Source organism: Fictibacillus arsenicus, from assembly GCF_001999465.1.
In the GTDB taxonomy this organism is placed as follows: Bacteria; Bacillota; Bacilli; order Bacillales; family Fictibacillaceae; genus Fictibacillus; species Fictibacillus arsenicus.
Window position 1 is genome coordinate 299,273 of the sequence record NZ_MQMF01000003.1, and the last position, 20,508, is coordinate 319,780.

Genomic DNA, 20,508 nt, shown 5'->3' on the forward strand with positions numbered 1-20,508 from the left:
CCTTTCATTTGTTCCATCATATAAGAATGCGATGTAAAAGCATAGAAAAAGACCTCAACCTTACCCTTTTTTTACGAGCGGCCCTGTAGTTACAGGGCTTTTAATCGGAGCTAGTGGTTTATCTTTCTTCAGTTTTCGGGTATTTTTTAAAAAGGAATAAAGTCCTAATAGCACGATTGCTCCGCCAGTCCATTGTGAGAAAGTTAATGTTTCGTTTAATAATAAATACGCAAGCAATGAAGCTCCTACAGGCTCGCCTAATATAGCCATAGAGATCGTTGCAGCCGTTACGTATTTTAGAAGCCAATTGAAAAGAACATGTCCAAAAACGGTCGGCACAATGGCTAGCAATAGAAATATACCCCAATCTTTATCGGAATATCCTGTCATCGGGATTTGCAAAAGTGCATTGTAAACAGCAAAGACGATAACTGCAGATAAAAATACAGAAAAACTATAAATAGCTGCTGGTATCGTTTTAAGAAGCTTTTGACCGATCAGCATGTGAACAGCAACTACGATTGTTCCTAATATGGATAGTATATCTCCGTGTATATGCTGTTTTGAGATACCAATGTCTCCCCAGCCAATCATGACAGCACCTGTAATGGCAACCAGCATTCCGATAATAGCTGGTTTTGATGTTTTTTCACGAAAAGCAAAATATGCACCTGCCATTACAAAAACCGGCTGCAGTGAAAGCAATATTGTGGAGCTTGCAACAGTTGTTAACTTTAAAGAACCCATCCAAAACAAGAAGTGGAGAGCTAAGAATATTCCTGATAAAAGCAGCAGTATCCATTCTCTTAAGGTGATGCTTTTGAGAGCAATAATGTGCTTCAATGTAAATGGCAGCATTAAAAATAAAGTAAATAAGAGCCGGTACATTCCCTGTACAGATACAGGAGCGTCTGACCATTTTACAAAAATAGATGAAAATGATACAGCAATAATTCCGATAATCAATGGAATAAAAACGGGTATTTTGAGCGTATCGTTCTTCAATTTGTCACCATGCACTTTCTAGGCATATTTATGTTAGTATTTATTATTATAAATTTTACAAGGAGGAGGGATAAAAGTGAAAAAAAGATATATCGTATCCTTGCTTCTTTTATTCATCTTAATTGGTATAGCTGGATGGTATTACTATCCACAGTATAAAATAAACCAAATTAAAGAAGCATCGGTTATTGTTAAAAGTGAAAATAAAGATAAGAAGCAAATAACTTATCTTGAATACTTCAAAGACAGTCCAAAATCATCATTCAGTCACTTAGTACTTGGTGATTCCGTTGCACAAGGAAGAGGTTCTGAAGAAGGAGGATTTGCTCAAAAGGTAAATACAAATCTCCAGAGCTTAACTGACAAAACCTTTGTTCTTGAAAACCAAGGGATTTCTGGTGCAACCAGCCAAGGATTGCTGAATCAGCTGCAAATCCCCGCCGTGCAGGATTCGGTAAAAAAAGCAGATATTATTTCGCTTAATATCGGCGGCAATGATCTTGTTCAAATCGCAAAAGAAGAAGGCCCTCTTAAAGCTATTCAAAGCTATGATGAAGTTAAAACCGATTACGAACAAAATTTAGAAGATATATTTAAACTAATCCGGAAACATAACCCGAATGCTGTATTAGTGCTTAATGAATTATATAATGTTGTGAAATCAGAGAAAAACTATTATCCCGCAACAGAAAAATTATTAAATGACTGGAATTTAATTGCTTATGAAACAGCACTTTCCCATCCGCCGTCTGTAGTGGTTCCTGTAAGTGACGCACTTCAAACAGAAGATATTGATAAATGGCTATATGACTCTATTCATCCTAATGATGAAGGATATGACAGAATTGCCGCAAAAACAATTACTACATTTCAAAATCATTCTTATAAAAAAGCTCAATAATTTAATGAACTGCAAGTATCATTCAATACTTTCATATCACCGTTCCAATGTTTAATCTCTGGTAAAAAATAGAATGCAGCTGCATCTCTTAGGTTATTTAGGATTCTGTCCGGATCATACAGAAATAAGAGCTTTTTACTGCCGAGCGCAATTCCCATTTCTGTATGACACCCTTTTCCTCCGGGCAGAATTACGATAACCACATCTGATTCTAACACCCCTTTAAATTCTTTTACTCCGATGTCTGCCAGTGTTTCAATCGTTTCCGCTCTTTTGTGTTGAGTCCAATCATATGTATGTTTCCATCCTAGCTGTGTCTGAATATCAATTGACATCTTTTGAACAAGCTCTTTATTTATAAAACTGGATGCGTTATAAAATTTCATTGTTTCTCTCCTTCAATGTAAACGTTTTAATGTGAAAATCATATTACAATCCTGTAATAATGAACAGATAAACTTGCATCTAATTGTGAACATGTTAACATAGTACTTTATAAATAACAGTTAAAATTTTGAAAGAGGGGTTGCATGTTAAAATACAGAAACATTTCTTTTATTGGTGCAGGATCTATGGCAGAAGCAATGATATCAGGTCTTATTAATAAAGCTGGTATCTCGCCTGAAAGGATTACTGCAGCAAATCATTCTAATGTTGAAAGAAGATCCGAACTAATTAACAAATACGATATTCAAGCTGTTTCTTTTAATGAGCTCTCATTAAAGAATACAGATGTGATTATTCTTGCGGTAAAACCAAAACAAGCAGAAGAGGTTCTGCAGCAACTAAAGCCTAATTTGCAAGACCATCATATCATTTTGTCTGTTCTTGCTGGAATTTCAACACCATTCATTGAAGAGATTATTGGAAAACAACTCCCAGTAATTCGTGTTATGCCTAATACATCTAGTATGATTGGAGAATCCATAACCGGAATCAGTGCTGGTGAGTATGTAAAAAATGAAGATTTGGATTTAGCTCAAGAATTATCGAAAGCAATTGGGAAAGTAAAAATTATCTCTGAGAAACAAATGGATGTTTTCACAGGAATCGCAGGAAGCGGTCCAGCATATTTCTACTATCTGCTAGAACATATGGAAGATGTAGCAGTTGAAAACGGACTTGATCGAGAGATGGCTCGAGATATTGCAGCCCAGACATTATACGGAGCAAGTAAAATGGTTATGGAATCAGATGATTCACCTGCTGAGCTACGCAAAAGAGTTACTTCACCGAACGGTACGACTGCAGCCGGCCTGGATGCTCTAGATGAAAACGGCGGCGGCAAAGCAATTGAAGCTGCTGTAGAAAATGCTGCTAAACGTTCGAAAACATTGCGTAAAGAATTTGAAAAAGTGCCTGTACTCTAAAATATAAAAAACACAAAGCTGTTATACGGCTTTGTGTTTTTTGTGTTTTCTAAACATTGTATTTTTTGGAAGTTGTTGATTTCCGGTCCAAGTACTCGCTTTCCGCGGGGCAGGCGGTGAGCCACATTCGTACGTTTCACTTTTAAGTGTCTCACCTGTCCGCCAGTCTCGAAGGAGTCTCTCGCCTTTCACTACATTCAGGATGTGAATAAAATTTGGACAGGGCGTTTTAATCAGTTCCTCCTAAGGGTTATGTCCCTTTTTGTATAGTTGAATATATATATATAGAAACTATTTTGAGGTGATTTTTTTTGAAAGAGAAATCTGCGAGAATGTTCCCTTATGGCGGATATGATCCTTTTTCCACTCCTTCTTCAAAAGTATTCTCCCAAAGCCATAACATCCCTGACAGACCTCCTTATGCACCAGCAGCTCCTGCTCTCACAATGCCACAGCAATATACACAAGCATTCCCACAGCCATATATGCCATATATGCCGCCAATAATGCCCCCTGGATTAGCCCCTCATCCAATGATGCAGGGTATGCCATTTCAAGGAAAGCAACAGAATACATCGATGTACCCAAACACACAAGGTTCAGGATTTAATTTTGGCAAGATGATGGGTGGAGCAAACCAAGTTATGGGTCTAGCTCAGCAAATGGGAAACATACTTTCTTTATTTAAATAGAGCCTTTTAAAGGCCTCTATTTTTTTTTATTAATCGGTAATATTGTTTCAAAAGATATACAGTCTCTATTTGATGAAGTCCTGCCCAATAAGCCATCCTGATTTTAGGAGAAGGTTTTGAGACTAATTTGATCTGAGAAATCATAATTTTCGAATTAGAAAACCAATCAGTAGAATGAAAAGGTCCATGAAAGTTTTCGTCCCAAACAGCCTCAAGTTCAGGACTGTACAGTTTTTGATTTTTCTTTGTTTTAAAAAGAGATAACTTTTCTTTTGCCGAATCGCTGTACTGACTTTTGGAGGCTGAGTAAACATCAGAATCATAATCCGAACGAGAGCCAGTATGGGGATAATTATCTGCAAAATTATATACCGGACCAAAATTATTATGCAAAAAGAGCATGACGTATAAGTTTTGTCCTAACATTATCCGTTCTTCTAGGTTCTCGAAACCCTGCATGGTATCCCCTATTGCATTATTTATTGGCAATACCGGAAAGAGAATTTGTGAAAGGTGAAGCCACTCTTGCAGCTTAAAAGATAATTGGTTTTGCAGCTTTTGAAACTGTTCTGTTCTAATCAGGTGCATCTCAATATGACTTTGTTCATTAATTATTTGTGCTGATGGCAATAAAGGAGTGCGGTCGCCATCGAAAAACATCTCCCAAACACCTTCCATAAATGAAGAAACATTAAAGAATTTACATAAGTTAAATACTGATCTCTTCCTTCTTTTACTTTCTTCATATAAGAGTAGTTGAGGATATGCGTCATGAAAAATCATACTGTTCCCTTTTTCGAGCATGAAATATAAGTCTTCAATTACAGAAGGATCTATTAAATCAGGCAAAAACTCCCCTTTTAAATCTGTCATAAAATAACCGGCGTTCCTGGAGACCATATGTGCTAAAAAAGACCAGTGAACTTCAGGATGTCTTTTATAAAATTCTAGGTAGGCAGCTGTTCTTGTTACATTGTTTATGTTATGAAGTAAGGTTTCCCTTTTAATCCGTTCTATTAATTCTTTATCTTTTTGAAAAGTTATCGAAACCCTGCCAGAGCACTCCAATATTTTATTCCATTTCTGCTTTAACTGTTGTTCTTGAATGGTATTGACCTTCCAGATTACCTTTCTCCTTTTAATCATAAAAAGAGAACGCATTATTATATGGAGTGGAATAAGTGTCAATTTTGTATAAATTCTTTTAGAGCTTCTCAATATTAACACCTTCCTTTACTCACAATGTATGAAAAGAAAAGGTTTATAACACAAAAAAGCACCCTTAACATGGTTAGGGTGCTTCTTCATTTATTTTGATGCAACGCCGCCTGACAGTAAAAATTTCATTGCTTCTTCCGGTTTTACATCCAATATTTTTATTCTTTCCTTGGGTATTAAAAATGTAAAACCTGCAATCTGAAAGGTTTGTGGAATATAGACTGCAACGTGATCTGCCAGTTCGTCCCCTAGACTGCTTACGTCCTCTGTCGTGACAAAGCCTACACTTTTTATATTGAGCTCTGGATATTCGATAAGGACAACGGTTGAGAATGACCGCTTTTCACCAAAGAGTGAATTAACGGTATCCTTAATCACTGTATATACCGTTTTTACAAAAGGTGTTTTTTCAAGTACTTGATCAATAAGTCTAAATATCTTGCCTGATATATACTGTGTAGACATCCATCCTAAAACTGTTATTAAAACAATGGTTGTAACCAGACCAATTCCCGGAATATAGTCTTCTTTTAATACATCCTTTAGTAAGTTGCCTAGAATGCTGTCTAAGAAACCAAAGATCTTATAAATAATATAGATCGCTAACACGATCGGAAGGATTGTTAATAATCCATTAATAAAATATTTGAGTAAAGTCTTCATGTTTTTCTCTACCGTTTTTTAAGATTTCATCGCTGAAGTATTTTGTTGGATTTGAGTCTTAAACTGCTTTTGTAATTCTGCAGTTACAGGTCCAATTTTGTATGATTGTTCTTTATTCCCTTTTAGCTGCACAACAGGTGTTACTTCCATTGTTGTACTAGTAATAAATACTTCATCTGCATCAATTAGTTCATCCACAGAGAATGATTCCTCGATTACTGAAATTTGAAGCTTCTTAGCAAGTTTAAGTACGATCTGCCTAGTGATCCCATTTAAAATGAGGTTTGTTGCAGGATGGGTTTTAAGCGTACCATTTTTCACTATAAATACATTAGATGATGAACCTTCAGTAACAGTCCCATCCCTATGCTGAATTGCTTCCTGACAGTCAAAATCTGCAGCTTTTCTTTTTGCCATTACATTACCAAGTAAATTTAAACTTTTAATATCACAGCGCAGCCAGCGGATATCTTCTGTCAGATATGTTTGAATTCCGTTAGACTGTGACATTTCAATAGAATCTAAAGAAACGGACTTGGCAAACCCAGTAACTACACTCTGCATATTACGTTCATACAAATGGTTGCGTGGTGCAACCCCTCTTGTCATTTGAATATAAACCATACCGTTCACGATATTGTTTTTAGTTATTAGTTCTTCTGTTAGGTGTTTGAAAGTTGAAACATCGTATGGCATTGCTAGTTCTATTTTATTTGCGCTTTGCTCAAACCGTTCAAAATGTTCATTAAATGCAAAAGGCTTTCTGTCATATACAAAAACAACTTCATAGATACCATCACCGAATAAGTAGCCTCTATCTTCAGGATCTACAGGTATTGATCCGCTTTTAATTATCTGATCATGATATAAAACGTATGAATTTTCCATAAATTAACCACCTCATCTATATAGTATGTATGTAATTGAGCTTTCATCTACTGTAAATGAAAAAGTGACTCCCTTCAAGAGTCACTTATTACAAATTTATATTTTATTGAATAGCACCGCCGGCTTGTTCGTATCTTGCCATAAATTCTTGTTTGAATTGATTCGTAATCGATAAGTCATGAATCCACAATGCATTTTCGTCATTTACATCGTTTCCGTTTGTACTCCAGTTTGTAGAACCTGTAATAACTAACGGATCACTGGAAGTATCCGCATCAATGATAAAGTATTTATGATGAAGTTTTCTTGATTCTTTATCCATATAAACTGGAGCAGGATTTTTCCAGCGTGTATTAGGGTTGTTTGTACTCGTTTGTGAAGCAGTTCTACCTGTCATATCCACGGATGCTGACCACCACATATTCCAGAATGAATCATCAAAAACTCCTTTGATATCAAAGCCAGTCAGTGTACCTTCCATGTCTTGAGGAGAGCCTTCCCATTTCACTTTCAACGTATCCACCAGTGATTGATCGGACCATGCAAATATACTGAAATACGCACTTTGATCAGCGGAAGATTCTATAGTTTCATTCATTTTTGGCACTGCATTATCACCAGGAGAGAAATATACTTCTATCACTTTGCCTCCTACGGTAACTTGATGCGGAGTATTATCTGTTTTGCGAGAGCCGAAGTTAGAAACTACAGGGTTTGGATTCACATCTGCACTTCCCCACATTTCATCAAATTCAGTTTTATAAATGTCTGAGAGTTCAGTTGAATGCAATTCAATTGAATGATTGGAATTTCCGTCTAAGATCCCTGACTCTCTGTTCTCATCTGTACCGTAAAGACCTGTAGTGGTAAAGTTCCAGCTTCCGGTAAATACCCATTTCCCATCAATAATCAGATATTTATTATGCATTTGATCATCTGGTGAATAATAAGCATTTGTATCTTTGGACTCCCCATCCACAAGCATGTGTCCTGTTTGACTGCCGCTGCCTACATTGACTGTGCGCTGTGTGAAATCCTGATAACCTGTTTGAGGCAGGTTATACTCAGATCGTTTCGAGGAATCCTCTACAGCAAAGATTATAGAATCTGAAAAAATATGAACATCATCTGCAGTGTTAACTGTTCCGTCTTTTCCTCTCGTTAATTTCTCTAAATAAAGTTTCATAAGTTCGTATCTTGCATCATGCTCAGCATCATTTAATGGCTTTGCGTCAGCGATCATACGAACTGTAACACCAGAAGCAGCCTTTTCAATTAAAGCATTGACTACATTAGGAAGATTAATCTCATATGTAGCGATATCAATAGATTCTGTTGCTCCGTTAATACGATTAATTAAACGGTTTTCTAAATTCACATTATAGTTTGCCGTATTACCAGGTGTCGCAAACTGAGTTAATGCACTTTTATTAAAATAAACATTAATGGCTCCAACTTCATTGCTTATATTATTTAACTGTTCTGACTGACCGTTCGATGTACCAGTTACGGTTCCAGGTGTACCAAAACCTGCGTCATAACTTGCAGTTGCCGTCTGCCAGTTCTGAGGGTCATCACCAGGTGCAGAAGAATTTTTTCTTTCCATCGTCGCTCTTGACGTAGAATCGCCAGCATACCAGCTCGAAATAGTGTCTATTGTTTGATTAGCCGAATCAGTTAGTTCTAGAACTTCTCCGGTATTTGAGAGAGCTCCTGTATAAATCTGATCGGCGGTTATTTCTGGTATCGTCGAATCGTCTGTTCTTTCGAGTAAATAAGTATCTCCGGGACTTATTGTGCCTGTGAGCTGCACAGATGGAGTTCCGTCGGAAGCTTTTAGAGTCCAGCCATCTAGCTGTATGATCTCGCTTGTCGGATTATAAAGTTCAATCCATTCGTCGTTCGCATCGATGGTTGTACCCATCCAAGCTACTTCAGAAATGACTGGTCCTTCACTTGTTGCTGCAGCACTTACAGATGAACTATGAGGTGATTGAACTGAAACTGCCGATGTTAAAATAACTAATGCAGATAAACAATTTTTCCATTTCATAAAACAAACCCCTTTTTTGCAATGATTTTGTAAAGCCAAAAAAAATCATAGCATAGGAAAGCTAAGGAGTTAGCATGCATTTTCAATTGTAAAGATAATTGCTCCTAAAGAACTTTTTATATAAAAGTTTTGTATAGATTTTAAGTAGAATGTCCTACTAACTTAGTTATAGATAGCCTAAAAATAAAAAAACCGCTCTTTTCAGCGGTCTTTAAATTATTGTTTAACTGTCTTAACAACTTTATTGTCTTTAACAGTTACCATATAAAATTCGTTGTCGATTTCGATTAAAAAATCTTCATCATATTGTTCTTTAAGTTCTTCTTCAATTTTAAAAGGCTTATTAAAATGATCGTCGATCACATTTAGACGTTCTTTTCTGGTATTTTCACGATTAATCGAATCGAATACAAAATAAGCTAAAAATATAACTCCTGCGACAATGATGATTTTTGCTGTTTTACTCAATTTAAAAATCCCCTTCCCCTTTTATCCAAAAACAAGTATAACCTAAAAACGTTAAAACAAAAACACCTGGCAAAAGACCAGGTGTTCAATGTTATTTCCACCATGTATCATGTACAGAGGCAGGAGGATTTCGTTTATGCATGGTTTGTATGAATCGTTTTTCAATTTTTTCTTTTGAAGATGCTGAAATTTCTTTTCCTTCTAAATAATCATCGATTTCTTCATATGTTACCCCTAAAGCTGTTTCATCCGGAATTAAAGGTTTATCATCTTCTAAATCAGCTGTTGGCACTTTTAAATAAAGGCGTTCGTCAGCTCCTAATTGTTTCAGCAATGCTCTGCCTTGCCTCTTGTTTAGTCCAAATAAAGGGACGAGGTCACATGCACCGTCACCATGTTTTGTGAAAAAACCAGTAATGGCTTCTGCTGCGTGATCTGTTCCAATTACAAGACATTGATAGGCACCAGCAATATCGTATTGCACTTTCATTCTTTCTCGTGCCTTCGTATTTCCTTTAAGGAAATTATTCAAGTCTTTATCAGTTGCATCTTTGAAATTTTTTACTGATGCATCTACTGCCGCTTTAATATTGACTGTAAGAGAAATATCAGGATTAATAAATTTTAATGCTAATTGTGCATCTTCTTCATCTTTTTGTACACCATATGGAAGTCTTACAGCAATAAATGAATAATCTTCTCCTGTTTCTTCTCTCAACTGTTCCATTGCGATCTGTGCTAGTTTACCTGCTAAGGTAGAATCCTGACCCCCGCTAATACCCAAAACATAACCTTTCGCACCTGTTTTTTTTACATAATCTTTTAAGAACTGTATTCTTTGATTAATTTCATTATCAATATCAATTTCAGGTTTTGCTAATAATTCTTCAATAATTTTCTGCTGCAAATTCAATTATATCGCCACCTTATTAAGTGTTTATTATTATTTCACTTCCACAATTTAAAGTATCTTAATCAAATTTATAATCTTTTTCTAACTGATAAAGACATTCTAGTGAACGTTTTGCCCAGTCACTATTATCTTCCTTAAGTTTATTTATGTAATTGCTTAAAGCTGTACGTAAAGATTCTTTGTATTCAGGGGGCTTCTCACCATATTCTTTAATAGTATGAATCGGCACCCATGTTCTTTCTCCATAGCTTAAAGCTCTTCTTTCCTGAAAAAATGGAACGTCAGCTTGCTTTGGATTATGAAGATCGCCTTGCCAAGGATGAGATACAACTGCCAGAACTTTAAAGAGAACCATTTGATTTCTTTCATCCTCTGCTTCACCTATATACTGCCCTGTTTTATAGCTGGCGAGCACTAGCTTTTTATGTTCTGTCATTCTTTTTCTCCTCCAATGCATCTATCTCTTTTGATACAATGAAAGCAAGGTCCTCATTACCAAATATAGATAAAACCTGCAGAAGCGTTTCATTAGCAATATCCTCTGCCTCTTCTTTACTTACAGTCTGCTCAAGCATATGCATTACATATTCATTATTTTCCTGGTCGGGATAGGCTTTTAAATAAACAGCTTTTGGATCAAGTCCGTTATTTACGCACCACTGGGCATAAATAATAATCATCATTCCTTCATCTTTTTGATAATTACTGATTACTTTTTCAGAAATTTCATTTGCACGGTTCACAATTGTTCCCCCTCGGACTAGTTGTTAAAGTTAACTTTAAAACAGGCAAAAAGAAAAAGCCAGTATATTTACTGGCTCTTGTTTAAACGCTTTGTTGTTCTTTACTTTCAGTTTCGTATCGATTACGGGGATGCTCCAAGCATTCCTTTGTACATGAACGTTTATGTTTAACTTCACATTCCGTACAGCAAACATGCTGTTTATTGCACTCTGGATTTGCGCAGTTTACGTATCGATCTTCTGTTTTACCGCAATAATAACACTGAGAGATTACTACATCTTCTTCAGTGCTATTAATTGGTACTGAGATTCGCTCATCAAAAACATAACATTTCCCGTCCCAAAATCGGCCTTGAACTTCAGGATCTTTTCCATAAGTCACAATACCGCCTTCAAGCTGTGATACATCTTTAAAGCCTTCTTGCATTAGGAAACCAGAGAATTTTTCGCACCGGATTCCCCCTGTACAATATGTTAATACTTTCTTATCTTTAAATTCACTTAAGTTTTCGCGGACCCATTTAGGGAAGTCTCGTGAAGCTTTTACATCCGGTTTAATCGCGCCACGAAAATGACCAATTTCATATTCGTAGTCATTGCGGCCATCGATAACGATAACATCTTCATCTTGAAGTGCTTCGTAAAACTCTTTTGGCGACAATCGTTTGCCCGAAAGCTGATTCGGATTCACATCTTCCTCAAAACGCCAAGTTACAAGTTCCTTTTTATGACGCACAAACATTTTTTTAAATGTATGGTCTTCAACTTCATCTATCTTAAAGGTCATATCTTCAAAGCGAGGATCTGCTTTTAGATGATCCATATAGATTTGAGTTTGTTCAAATGTACCTGAAACTGTTCCGTTGATTCCTTCTGGCGCAACAATAATTCGCCCGAGAAGTCCTAAATCCTTACAAAACTTTAAATGTTCATCTTTAAAGCTTTCCGGATCATCAATCGGTACATACTTATAATACAAAAGTACTCTCATTTTTTCTGACATTAATAATCACCAACCTGCAACGTTAGTTTATTTATGACGCCAAATAAAAAACCACCGGTCCCAATTGCCATTCCCCGTGGTGAGTACCGGAATTACCGATAATCAAATATTCAATTGGAAAGTGGCGCGCCCACCAGGATTCGAACCCAGAATACGAGAGCCGAAATCTCGTGTGATATCCATTTCACTATAGGCGCTAATTACCGTCACGATTAATATCATAAACAATAAACAGAAATAAAACAAGCTTTTTTTACAACAATTATATAAGTTTACCTTAATTTACTAAGTTTAATGGAGTGATTTTTTCTTCAGTACTTTGGTAGACAGTTATTAATGGTTCCTCTGGATGCCATTTAAAAATACCTTTTTCTCCATTTAAGATTGCAGGGAAATGAAGTGTAGAGGAAAATGCATCTTCAAACCATACACCATGAGAAAGAATGTTTGAGATGAAAATTTCAGCTTCCAATTCCATGTATTGAATTCTTTTTTCCCATTCTGCTTTTTCATCTGCATTTAAATGCGGCTCGACCTGCTGAAACGATTCATACCAAAGATCGAATTCTCTTTGCAGGTTATGAAGAGAATCAAATTCTTTTGATAGTATTGGCAGCAGCTGATTCGCTTCTTCTAATGTATAACGTTTCATAGATCATGCTCCTTCATATTCTTGTCAGTATTATAACAAATGAAGGTAACCATGCACACTAAAAATGGCAAGAAGAAAACCTTTTGGTTTCCCAAAAGGTTAAATGGTAAGGCACATTTCTTTTTTTGGATTCTTTAAGTCCAAGTAAAAATCTCTAACAGTTTCGTCTTCAAGCAGTTCAGGGAAATCTCTTCTGTACTCTGAACTGATCAAAATTTGTTCTACGAGATCGGCCGAACCTTTTCTAAGAAGCAGCCTCAATGTTAACCATTTGTCCCTTTTGGATTTTAAATGAAATTTTGTAATAAACAACATGATTCTATCATCACATGTGAACGTTTTTTCTTTTCGTAAATTAATATGAGATACCGTTTTCATAGTGAAACACCCTCCTTTAATTTGCGAGCTCTTAATACCATTATTATTCAGTTTTTTCTGAAATATACTTGTCCATGTAATAAATCTAGCTTTTTTATGGACGGGTATTAATAGAACAGCCAACATTTGCCTCAAAACTTTTTATTTGATTAAATAACTTTATAAAGCAAATAACTAGGAGCTGTGTTTAATGAAGAAACTTCAAAGTGAAATTGTTCTGGGTAATTTTCATTCCATACTATCGGAATCTGACACATGGAAAATGGGAGGTTTCCCTCTTCCAGATGGATCTTTCCATGAGTTTAGAGAGCCGGAAGCAGTTGTAATCGTAAGAAATGATGAACTTTATGTCAGAGTTAATCCATTTACTAAAACCCACCCTTCTGTTCAATTTTTAGATAATGCAAAGCACATGTATTACTCTAAAGAACCAGTGAAAGTCCCTGAAGAAGGAAGCATTACATTCAAGTGGAGAATGCGTTCCCGGCCAATCGGCACGATTCCTGGCGATTTATATGATGGATTTGTTTCTGTAAACTTATTAGATTTTTCAACGGGTGCAGCACTTGATTTCTTTGCTGGCAATGACCAGTACGCCAGTGTTTATGCTGTCCTCCCTTTTCCGGGTGTACAAGTTCCTGAAACAAATAAAACAAGATATTTTTGTATCTTTAAAGAAGAACCAACGTTTAAGAAAAGAGAATGGAATGAATATGAGATTTCTTATAACCGTGTAGCCGATGAAGTTATTTTTTCGGTAAATGGTGATGTTGTTCGAATAGAGAAAAATGTTCCGATTAAGTTTAATGAATTTACAGTGGCACTTGGTTTAATGACGGAAAAAGACTTATCTCCGGAAGGAAGTAGTTCCCTTCATGGACAAGGCATCATTGGTGAATGGACACCAATGAAAATCTCAATAGAAGACTGATACAGCAATTCGTCTAATTCTCTTAAAGGTCTGCATGATGCGGGCCTTTTTTTATGTATTCTAGCAATAATATGAAAATTCCTTTTTTTGCGACAGTTTTATATAATAAGTAATGAGTAAATAAGAGAGGAAGCGGCAAAATGTCCCAAATAAACCTGTTGCAAATTGAAGAATTGACACTGGATCAGTTACATACTTATTTTGAAAGTGAGGAATTGACGTCATTCGAACTCGTTAAACACTATTTGAAACGAATAGCATTGTACGATAAATCAGGTCCAACTATTAACTCAATTCTAGAAGTAAACCCAGAGGCATTATTCATTGCTCGCAATATGGATGCTGAGCGGAAAAACGGTAAAGTTCGCAGTCCACTACATGGTGTCCCTGTGATAATTAAGGACAATATTGATACTGCCGATCAGATGCATACTAGCGCCGGGTCATTAGCTCTTCAAAATCACTATGCAAAGAAGGATGCCTTTGTTGTACAAAAACTTAGAGATGCGGGAGCTATAATTCTTGGGAAAGCAAATATGACAGAATGGGCTAACTTCATGGCTTATAACATGCCGAATGGATTCAGTTCTAGAGGCGGACAAGTGTTAAACCCTTATGGGCCTGGTGTCCTTGATGTAAGTGGCTCGAGTTCTGGTTCAGGAGCTGCAGTAGCATGCAATTTTACAATGCTTGCAGTTGGAACTGAAACTTCAGGCTCCATACTCTGTCCTGCAGGAAATAACAATATTATTGGGATAAAACCTACAGTAGGTCTAGTTGCAAGAACAGGGATTATCCCTATCTCTATTAGTCAGGATACAGCTGGACCTATGGCGAGAAATGTAAAAGATGCTGCTGTTTTGCTGGAAATATTAGCAGGCAGTGACTCTAAAGATTCTGCTACACATTGTGCACCCTCTGCCACCTCCTACACGGATGGACTTGCAAATGCATCACTAAAAGGAAAACGATTAGGTGTAACGTATGATTTTTGTATAAAAAACTTAAATGAAAATCAAAAATCGGTGTTTGACCAAGCTCTTTTTGACCTAAAAAAAGAAGGAGCAGAGATTGTTTATTTGGATCAAATTTCTCCATTAGAAAACGGAGGGTTTGATTATAAAGTTTTATTGCATGAATTTAAATCAGGCATCAATAATTACTTGAAGACAGTATCTCCTTCCTTAGGTTTACAGACGTTATCAGATATCATCGCCTATAATGAAAAACATAAAGAAGATTGTCTAAAACATAATCAAGAATTATTGATTGAAAGTGACCAAACGGTAGGAACGTTAACAAGCCCTGATTACTTAAAGTCTAGGCTGAATGATTTAGAGAATACACAAAATAATGGTATTGATTTAGTCATCCATGAAAATCAGCTTGATGCACTTATCAGTCCTAATGATGTTTGGTATGGAATTCCTGCAAAAGCTGGCTACCCTTCGATCTCAGTACCTTCAGGATTCGATGAAGATGGATTGCCGCTAAGTATCGTTTTGACTGCAGAAGCATTCTCAGAGAAGAAATTGATAGAGATTGCATTTGTATATGAACAAGCAACCCAAAAGCGTAGACCGATTGAATTTAAATAAAAAAACCGGGGGAACTCCCCCGGTTTTTGAATTCGCTGCTCAACCGAACAAAAAAGTCTCTTCAACAATACATGTCCGTCTGAAAAAGATGCATCCCTTTATACAATTTTCTTTAATGCAGAGATTGCCTGTTCAATATCATCAAAACCTACATCATAATGAGTGGTTAATCGTATTTGACCTTCACCGAAAGATACAGCAAGAACTCCTTCTTTTTTTAAATCCTCCAAAAATTCTTCATTAGATTTATGAGTCTTTTCAATATTGATAATTACGATGTTTGTGTCTGGTCTATTTTTTAAGGAAAGTCCGTTAATATCTTCAATAGCATTAGCTAGTCTCATTGCTTTTTCATGATCTTCTGCTAATCGGTCTACCATTTCGGTTAAAGATATAATACCGCTGGCTGCTAAAAAACCTGCCTGTCTTAAACCTCCGCCTAATCGTTTTCTCCATTTTCTGGCTTTTTGTATTAGCTCTTTTTTTCCTGCTAAGAGGGATCCGACTGGAGAACCTAAACCTTTGGATAAACAAATCTGGACTGAATCACAATATTGTGTATAATCGGTGACCTTTTTATTGGAGGCTACTGCAGCATTAAATAATCTTGCACCATCTATATGTACTGGTATAGATGCCTGTTTGGCTACCTCAAAGATGTCTTTCATATTCCCTGTAGAAACAACTGAGCCTCCTGACCGGTTATGTGTGTTTTCAAGACAGATTAATGAAGTATCAGGAAAATGAATATCCTCTGACCGGATTGCGCTTTTAACTTCTTTTGGATTCATCTCCCCTTTAATCCCCTTTATTACACGGGGTTGTACTCCAGCTAATGCTGAAATAGCTCCTCCTTCATAAAAGAAGATATGAGACTCAGATTCTACGATAATTTCATCGCCTGGTGAACAATAGCCGAGAACAGCTAACTGATTTCCCTGTGTTCCGCTTGTAACAAATAGTGCGTCTTCCTTGCCAAGCATTTCTGCTGCCAGTTCTTCTAGCTTGTTTATGGTTGGGTCCTCACCGTAAACATCATCCCCTACCTTTGCTTCAAAAATAGCTTGTCTCATTCTTTTAGTCGGCTGTGTAAGTGTATCGCTTCTTAAATCAATCATTCTATCACCTCTAATTTATTTATTCTTCTCAATTACTCCATATATAAAGCTAGCGTTTCTCTGTATTACTTTGAATCCAAGCTCTTCAAATTTACTGCTGTTTCTGCTGTCTTTCATTACCACTCGCTGTGACGCCACTCGTAAAGCTTCTTCTATAACTTCAGGTGTGATCACCCGATAATCAGCACTCCCTTTTAAACCTTGAATTCCTGGTGATTGGATACTTGATTCAAACATGGGATCAAAATATGCAACATCAAAACAGTTATCTGCTTCCTTTTTTAAGAATTCATAATGATCACTATGAATGACTTGAATACGGCGCATTGCATCATTCATATCTTTTAAACTGCTATCCCATACTTTCAAGCCGCTCTGTACAACAAAAGAAATAGCTTTGCTGCTCTCAATCCCCGTCACTTTTCCATTTGCGCCAGCTGCTAAACTTGCAACAATTGAATCAGAACCGAGTCCGAGAGTACAGTCGAGTAATGACATACCAGCAGTTATTTTTGCTGCTTCAATAAATGGATCTTTATCGCCCCTAAGTAATTGCTTTACTCTAAACATAGAGGAGTTCGGATGAAAAAAGAAAGGAGAACTTCCGTCTTTTGGATGATAAGAAATTTTATCTACTCCGATCATTAGAACATTATCGTTATATTTTTCAATAATTGAAGAAATCGAATGGCGGCCTCTTTCTACAAAAGAACTATTTAATATATGGGCCGTTTCTTTCGCTTTCTCATAAATTCTTTCTGCATTTTTCCCTGCGGTTGTCACTATCATAATGATCATCCTGTCTAAAAAATAATTGCTTTAACATATTACGTATTATTTGCATATCTCTTGGAACAAACCTAAAATATGGGAAGATATATACAAGGAGGCTCCATAATGAAAAAAAGCTCCCCTTTTCTGGGATTAGGAAGAATTACATATCGATTCCGTATAGCTATTATAGCATTTTGGATCTTGACTACCATTCTATTAGGCTTCTTTGCGATCAAATTGCCTTCCATATTAAGCGGCAGCGGGTTTGAGATGGAGGGATCATTTTCAAAGGTTGAAAATATTCTCCAAGATAAGTTTGACCAGCCAAAGTCTTCTGTAATGTTAGTATTTAATTCAAAAAAATACGATACACAAGATGAAACTTATAAACAATTTGTAAATAAGACACTTGCATCAGTAAAAGATGTTGAAGATGCAGTTGGTGTTCAGAGTCCATATGATGCACCAGACAGAATGATAAAAGAGAACGTTTCATTTGCCTCTATTCGATTTGATAAAAGTTTTAATAATCTTAAGAAATCCATCGATCAAATTAGAGACAGGCTGCCAAAAGACGGTGATATTTCTGTCTCTTTAACGGGCGGCCCAGTTATTGCTGAAGATATGAATACAGCCAGCCAGCAAGATTTAGCGAGGGCTGAAGCTATTGGTATTCCAGCAGCTCTAATTATTCTTTTGCTTGCGTTTGGAGGTCTAGTAGCAGCAGGACTGCCTATAATTGTTGGATTGATAAGTGTAGCAAGTTCCCTTGGGTTATTATACTTTTACGGACTAGAAGCGAACGTCAGTATATTTCTATTAAATGTTGTTCCTATGATCGGACTGGCATTAGGAATTGATTTTGCCCTACTTCTCGTTAACCGGTTTAGGGAAGAACTTCATCAAGGTATTGAAAAAGCTACAATTATTTCTGTACAAACTGCAGGAAGATCAATCGCTTTTTCTGGTTTATGTGTGTTTTTAGGACTATCAGGAATGCTCCTTATTGATATCGATATATTTAAAACAGTAGCTATTGGCGGAATGGTTGTTGTCGTGTTATCTGTATTGAATGCTATAACATTCCTGCCAGCAATGCTTGCAGTACTTGGTAAACGAGTTAACGCCCTGAAAATACTCAAAACGAAAGAAAAAGAAAAATCAATCTGGCATTCATTTGCATCGTTTGTGATGAAACGGCCAGTAATAATGGCATTATTTGCAGCTCTCTTGCTCATCTTGTCCGTAACACCTGTTAAGGATATGAAACTTTCAATACCAGAAGCTGAGGCTTTACCCCCTGATTATGAATCTAGAACAGCATTCGAGAAGTTTGAAAAGACTTTTGGTGAAGATGAGTTGTACCCAGTACTTATTGTTGCAGAGTCAGAGAAATCATATCTCCAAGATAAAAATGCATTGCAGTCTTTAGAACGGTTAGTAAGAGACTTGAAAGAAGAAAAAGAAATCGCAAAAACAGAATCAATTTTTGATTATACAAATCAGTTAAACAGCACCGAACTATTCCAGATACTTCAGACAGAACAAGGAAAACAACAGCTATCTCCTGCTCTGGATCCTTTTGTCAATGACCGTACAGCGGTTATTCGTGCATATCTATCAGTAGATGTTACAGGAAGCGACGCGAAACAGTTCGTGAAAGAATGGGAAATGAAGCATGAAGGTCTTTCCTTAACGATTGGCGGGGCAACTAAGTTTAACCAAGAAATCTTCGATGAGATTATTGAAAAAGCACCATATGGACTTGCTGTTGTACTTGCAGCAACTTTGTTTATTCTGATGGTTGCCTTTAGGTCAGTCTTTATTCCGCTTAAAGCAATTTTCATGAACATGCTTAGTTTAGCTGCTACTTTCGGTATACTCGTATGGATCTTTCAAAGCGGAATAATTATGGAGCCGGTGGAAATTGGATTGATGATTCCGGTCTTTACTTTTGGTATTGTGTTTGGATTAAGTATGGATTATGAAGTATTCTTGATCTCTAGAATTCAAGAAATATATGAAGAAACCGGTGACAATGATAACGCAACCCTGCTGGGTCTGACTTCAACCTCAAAGATTATTACTTCTGCAGCAGCGATAATGATTGTTATTACGGGTTCATTCGCATTTACAGATGTAATGCCAGTCAAACAAATAGGAATTGCTATTGCATTAGCTATTTTTATCGATGCAACCATTGTAAGAATGATTTTTGTTCCTTCCCTTATGAAACTACTTGGACATTGGAACTGGTGGATGCCTTTTTCAAAACGAAATAAACAGCGAAGCACTCTTTGATAAGGGTGCTCTTTTCTTTAAACAATAGTGGGAAATTAAAACATTATGTCCTATAATAAGAATTAGCTAGTTTTATATTAGGGGTGTTTATATGATCGACACAGTTATTATTATACTTCTTTCCTATTTGCTAGGCTCTATCCCCTTTGCGCTTTTAGTAGGAAAAATTGGTTATGGAATTGATATTCGCCAGCATGGAAGCGGTAATTTAGGCGGCACTAATACATTTCGGACTTTAGGTAAAAAAGCAGGGTTCATCGTTTCTGCGGCAGATGTATTAAAAGGAACACTTGCTGCCAGCTTGCCCTTACTGCTTAATGCAGACCTTCATCCATTGGTTGCAGGAATTCCCGCTGTCATTGGACATTGTTATCCAGTCTTCGCAAAATTCAAGGGTGGAAAGGCTGTAGCAACATCTGGAGGAGTTCTATTGTTTGCAGAGCCATTATTATTTCTCTTGGTCTTGCTTACTTTCTTTTTATCTTTATACATAAGTAAATATGTATCTCTTTCTTCCATCATGGCTGGTGTGGGTTCAGTAATCTTAAGTCTTTTACTTGCTGATAACATTACTACTTATATACTGATTGGATTTACCCTCTTTTTATTGTACAGACATAGACAGAATATTGTCCGGATCGCTAAGAAAACTGAGCCAAAAGTAAAATGGATTTAACGAGGGGCTGTCCCAAAAGTAAGATAAACTTACTTTTGGCAGCCCCTAATTTTTTATTTTTATCAAAATAAAAAATAAAGAAAATCGCCAAAATTTAGTTATCTAATCGAGTTAATTAGATGACCAACTATTTTATAACGATGTACGTTATCTAAATAGGTTT

Annotated in this window: 22 protein-coding genes and 1 tRNA gene; 7 read left to right on the forward strand and 16 right to left on the reverse strand. The window is 36.4% G+C overall.

Annotated features, from left to right (window positions below; translation table 11 throughout):
• Positions 1-60: 60 nt before the first annotated feature.
• Positions 61-1,005, reverse strand: coding sequence for a DMT family transporter (locus UN64_RS15420; protein WP_077364355.1), 945 nt, complete (start codon positions 1,003-1,005; stop codon positions 61-63).
• Positions 1,006-1,081: 76 nt separating this feature from the next.
• Here UN64_RS15420 and UN64_RS15425 point away from each other — a divergent pair, with 76 nt between their 5' ends.
• Positions 1,082-1,906 (forward strand): GDSL-type esterase/lipase family protein, encoded by an 825-nt coding sequence (locus tag UN64_RS15425; protein ID WP_171978935.1) that lies wholly within the window; start codon positions 1,082-1,084, stop codon positions 1,904-1,906.
• On the opposite strand, the gene UN64_RS15430 is transcribed toward UN64_RS15425, so the two are convergent.
• On the reverse strand, positions 1,900-2,292 hold the full coding sequence (locus UN64_RS15430) for a hypothetical protein (protein ID WP_077364359.1): 393 nt from the start codon (positions 2,290-2,292) through the stop codon (positions 1,900-1,902). The two genes, UN64_RS15425 and UN64_RS15430, sit on opposite strands and share 7 nt — an antisense overlap.
• A gap of 144 nt (positions 2,293-2,436) precedes the next feature.
• Between UN64_RS15430 and proC the strand changes: the two genes are divergently transcribed.
• Together proC and UN64_RS15440 are read left to right on the forward strand one after the other, a co-directional pair.
• Positions 2,437-3,276, forward strand: coding sequence for a pyrroline-5-carboxylate reductase (proC, locus tag UN64_RS15435; protein WP_077364361.1), 840 nt, complete (start codon positions 2,437-2,439; stop codon positions 3,274-3,276).
• A 311-nt stretch (positions 3,277-3,587) separates the two neighbouring features.
• Complete coding sequence (locus UN64_RS15440; RefSeq protein WP_077364363.1) at positions 3,588-3,968, forward strand: hypothetical protein; 381 nt, start codon at positions 3,588-3,590, stop codon at positions 3,966-3,968.
• A gap of 6 nt (positions 3,969-3,974) precedes the next feature.
• Here UN64_RS15440 and UN64_RS15445 read toward each other — a convergent pair whose 3' ends face one another.
• From UN64_RS15445 to UN64_RS15500, 12 genes are all read right to left on the reverse strand, one after another.
• Complete coding sequence (locus UN64_RS15445; protein WP_077364365.1) at positions 3,975-5,186, reverse strand: DUF2515 family protein; 1,212 nt, start codon at positions 5,184-5,186, stop codon at positions 3,975-3,977.
• A gap of 90 nt (positions 5,187-5,276) precedes the next feature.
• Positions 5,277-5,849 (reverse strand): DUF502 domain-containing protein, encoded by a 573-nt coding sequence (locus UN64_RS15450; protein WP_077364367.1) that lies wholly within the window; start codon positions 5,847-5,849, stop codon positions 5,277-5,279.
• A gap of 18 nt (positions 5,850-5,867) precedes the next feature.
• Positions 5,868-6,737 carry a D-amino-acid transaminase gene (gene dat, locus UN64_RS15455; protein ID WP_077364369.1) on the reverse strand — a complete coding sequence of 290 codons (870 nt, stop codon included), beginning with the start codon at positions 6,735-6,737 and terminating at the stop codon, positions 5,868-5,870.
• Between the two features lie 103 nt (positions 6,738-6,840).
• Positions 6,841-8,790, reverse strand: coding sequence for a phospholipase D-like domain-containing protein (locus tag UN64_RS15460; protein ID WP_077364371.1), 1,950 nt, complete (start codon positions 8,788-8,790; stop codon positions 6,841-6,843).
• A gap of 216 nt (positions 8,791-9,006) precedes the next feature.
• Entirely contained in the window at positions 9,007-9,258 is a 252-nt protein-coding gene (locus tag UN64_RS15465; RefSeq protein ID WP_077364373.1) for a hypothetical protein, read from the reverse strand.
• 91 nt (positions 9,259-9,349) lie between these two features.
• On the reverse strand, positions 9,350-10,165 hold the full coding sequence (gene nadE / locus UN64_RS15470) for an ammonia-dependent NAD(+) synthetase (RefSeq protein WP_077364657.1): 816 nt from the start codon (positions 10,163-10,165) through the stop codon (positions 9,350-9,352).
• A gap of 64 nt (positions 10,166-10,229) precedes the next feature.
• Positions 10,230-10,607: a kinase-associated lipoprotein KapB gene (gene kapB / locus UN64_RS15475; RefSeq protein WP_077364375.1), complete on the reverse strand. Its 378-nt coding sequence runs from the start codon at positions 10,605-10,607 to the stop codon at positions 10,230-10,232.
• Entirely contained in the window at positions 10,594-10,914 is a 321-nt protein-coding gene (locus UN64_RS15480; protein ID WP_077364377.1) for a hypothetical protein, read from the reverse strand. Before UN64_RS15480 ends, kapB begins: the two co-directional genes overlap by 14 nt.
• A gap of 82 nt (positions 10,915-10,996) precedes the next feature.
• Entirely contained in the window at positions 10,997-11,917 is a 921-nt protein-coding gene (trhO, locus tag UN64_RS15485; protein ID WP_077364379.1) for an oxygen-dependent tRNA uridine(34) hydroxylase TrhO, read from the reverse strand.
• A 122-nt stretch (positions 11,918-12,039) separates the two neighbouring features.
• Positions 12,040-12,114 (reverse strand) — tRNA-Arg (locus UN64_RS15490).
• 80 nt (positions 12,115-12,194) lie between these two features.
• Complete coding sequence (locus tag UN64_RS15495; RefSeq protein WP_077364381.1) at positions 12,195-12,569, reverse strand: DUF2203 domain-containing protein; 375 nt, start codon at positions 12,567-12,569, stop codon at positions 12,195-12,197.
• 99 nt (positions 12,570-12,668) lie between these two features.
• The gene (locus UN64_RS15500; protein ID WP_077364383.1) at positions 12,669-12,947 is read right to left on the reverse strand and encodes a hypothetical protein; all 279 of its coding nucleotides are present in this window, start codon (positions 12,945-12,947) and stop codon (positions 12,669-12,671) included.
• A gap of 190 nt (positions 12,948-13,137) precedes the next feature.
• Between UN64_RS15500 and UN64_RS15505 the strand changes: the two genes are divergently transcribed.
• Together UN64_RS15505 and UN64_RS15510 are read left to right on the forward strand one after the other, a co-directional pair.
• Positions 13,138-13,878, forward strand: a complete 741-nt coding sequence (locus UN64_RS15505; protein WP_077364385.1) for a DUF6081 family protein — start codon at positions 13,138-13,140, stop codon at positions 13,876-13,878.
• A 140-nt stretch (positions 13,879-14,018) separates the two neighbouring features.
• Positions 14,019-15,476, forward strand: a complete 1,458-nt coding sequence (locus tag UN64_RS15510) for an amidase family protein (protein WP_077364387.1) — start codon at positions 14,019-14,021, stop codon at positions 15,474-15,476.
• A 98-nt stretch (positions 15,477-15,574) separates the two neighbouring features.
• Here the strand turns inward: UN64_RS15510 and ltaE are convergent, their stop codons facing one another.
• On the reverse strand, positions 15,575-16,594 hold the full coding sequence (ltaE, locus tag UN64_RS15515; RefSeq protein ID WP_077364389.1) for a low-specificity L-threonine aldolase: 1,020 nt from the start codon (positions 16,592-16,594) through the stop codon (positions 15,575-15,577).
• Between the two features lie 15 nt (positions 16,595-16,609).
• Positions 16,610-17,383: a class I SAM-dependent methyltransferase gene (locus UN64_RS15520; protein ID WP_077364391.1), complete on the reverse strand. Its 774-nt coding sequence runs from the start codon at positions 17,381-17,383 to the stop codon at positions 16,610-16,612.
• Positions 17,384-17,491: 108 nt separating this feature from the next.
• On the opposite strand from UN64_RS15520, the gene UN64_RS15525 reads away from it, so the two are divergent.
• Entirely contained in the window at positions 17,492-19,669 is a 2,178-nt protein-coding gene (locus UN64_RS15525) for an MMPL family transporter (RefSeq protein ID WP_077364393.1), read from the forward strand.
• A 91-nt stretch (positions 19,670-19,760) separates the two neighbouring features.
• On the forward strand, positions 19,761-20,345 hold the full coding sequence (gene plsY / locus UN64_RS15530) for a glycerol-3-phosphate 1-O-acyltransferase PlsY (RefSeq protein WP_077364395.1): 585 nt from the start codon (positions 19,761-19,763) through the stop codon (positions 20,343-20,345).
• The last annotated feature ends 163 nt before the right edge of the window (positions 20,346-20,508 follow it).

Excerpts from the sequence above, each read along its gene's own strand:
- proC (WP_077364361.1), top strand. The coding sequence starts at position 2,437 with ATGTTAAAATACAGAAACATTTCTTTTATTGGTGCAGGATCTATGGCA.
- plsY (WP_077364395.1), top strand. The coding sequence starts at position 19,761 with ATGATCGACACAGTTATTATTATACTTCTTTCCTATTTGCTAGGCTCT.
- dat (WP_077364369.1), bottom strand. The coding sequence starts at position 6,737 with ATGGAAAATTCATACGTTTTATATCATGATCAGATAATTAAAAGCGGA.
- UN64_RS15505 (WP_077364385.1), top strand. The coding sequence starts at position 13,138 with ATGAAGAAACTTCAAAGTGAAATTGTTCTGGGTAATTTTCATTCCATA.
- trhO (WP_077364379.1), bottom strand. The coding sequence starts at position 11,917 with ATGTCAGAAAAAATGAGAGTACTTTTGTATTATAAGTATGTACCGATT.
- ltaE (WP_077364389.1), bottom strand. The coding sequence starts at position 16,594 with ATGATTGATTTAAGAAGCGATACACTTACACAGCCGACTAAAAGAATG.
- UN64_RS15495 (WP_077364381.1), bottom strand. The coding sequence starts at position 12,569 with ATGAAACGTTATACATTAGAAGAAGCGAATCAGCTGCTGCCAATACTA.
- UN64_RS15500 (WP_077364383.1), bottom strand. The coding sequence starts at position 12,947 with ATGAAAACGGTATCTCATATTAATTTACGAAAAGAAAAAACGTTCACA.
- UN64_RS15525 (WP_077364393.1), top strand. The coding sequence starts at position 17,492 with ATGAAAAAAAGCTCCCCTTTTCTGGGATTAGGAAGAATTACATATCGA.
- kapB (WP_077364375.1), bottom strand. The coding sequence starts at position 10,607 with ATGACAGAACATAAAAAGCTAGTGCTCGCCAGCTATAAAACAGGGCAG.
- UN64_RS15520 (WP_077364391.1), bottom strand. The coding sequence starts at position 17,383 with ATGATAGTGACAACCGCAGGGAAAAATGCAGAAAGAATTTATGAGAAA.
- UN64_RS15510 (WP_077364387.1), top strand. The coding sequence starts at position 14,019 with ATGTCCCAAATAAACCTGTTGCAAATTGAAGAATTGACACTGGATCAG.
- UN64_RS15460 (WP_077364371.1), bottom strand. The coding sequence starts at position 8,790 with ATGAAATGGAAAAATTGTTTATCTGCATTAGTTATTTTAACATCGGCA.
- UN64_RS15450 (WP_077364367.1), bottom strand. The coding sequence starts at position 5,849 with ATGAAGACTTTACTCAAATATTTTATTAATGGATTATTAACAATCCTT.
- UN64_RS15430 (WP_077364359.1), bottom strand. The coding sequence starts at position 2,292 with ATGAAATTTTATAACGCATCCAGTTTTATAAATAAAGAGCTTGTTCAA.